Raw genomic sequence first — 1,063 nt, forward strand, 5'->3', positions numbered from 1 at the left:
CAATTTTAGGATGTGAATTGTATTTGAACTCTTTTATTAAGTTGGATAAAGGATATTCGTATTTTCCATAATGGTAAACTTTAAAATCACCTTTTGAAAGAGAAGGTGAATAAAGATTTCCTTTGCAATTGTCGCAAATGAGTTCTCCAAAGGCAATAGGTTTTTCACAAACCAAGCAATGAGGTTCAAAAACTGTGGTCATTATCTTTTTAAAAATTGACTACCATCTCCGCATTTAGACGTAGAAGTGTATTTAACGCAGCAAGTTTTAAATTACCATTTTCATAAGGGTCTTTGAGTATTTGATTTGGGACTTCCCAATAATCTTTGGCTTTAAAAAATTTCAGTAGATTGACGGCAGCTTTTCTTAAGGAAATAGGATACATTTTGTTGAGTGCGATTAAAGATACATCTTCTATTAAATTATCTAATTTTAATTTTCTTATTATTTTCAACCCTTCTCTTATTCGTTTGGTGGATAATGAATTTAGAAAGTTAGGAACGTAATCTTTAAGCATATAGTCTTGAAAATAAATGAGATAGTCACTTGCACCGATGACTAAGTCATCGTCTACAGCAGATAACAAGTCTCTACAAAAATCTACATAACTCATATCCTCCTTTTCAGTAGCTAATTTCAATCCAAACTTAACGATTTTTGCCTCTTCACTGTTCACCAATTGGTCGATCAACCAGGTAGGAATAGAATCAATTCCACAAACTTTCTTTGAGGTATTTGCAGCAAGCTGAAGAATGTGAATATCTTTTTCTTCCTGCACGATTTTTTCGATGAACTTATTTATAACTTCACACGGTAAACCAGAAAAGAATTTTATTATTATACCTTTTGTCTCATTGTTGCAATCATAATAAGTTTCTTTTAGGGAGTTAAAAAAGGTATAGGCATCTTCTCTTTCATAAAATCTTCTTAGAGCCATAACCTTAACGCTTTTATCTACTTGTTCGGATTTTAAGGTTTCAGAGATGTTCTGCAAAGCAGAAATCAGCTGTTTTATTTTAATATAGGGATCGTTTTTCATTTTACTAATAATATTTTCTGAAT

1 protein-coding gene and 1 pseudogene are annotated in these 1,063 nt (G+C 31.3%); both read right to left on the reverse strand.

Annotated elements, in window-relative coordinates; genetic code table 11:
- Window positions 1–202: pseudogene (locus AA81_RS14495) on the reverse strand (ComF family protein); the annotation flags it as partial.
- 7 nt (window positions 203–209) lie between these two features.
- On the reverse strand, window positions 210–1,063 hold an 854-nt coding region (locus tag AA81_RS14355), incomplete at its 5' end, for a hypothetical protein (protein WP_169999822.1).

It is taken from the genome of Petrotoga halophila DSM 16923, from assembly GCF_002924615.1.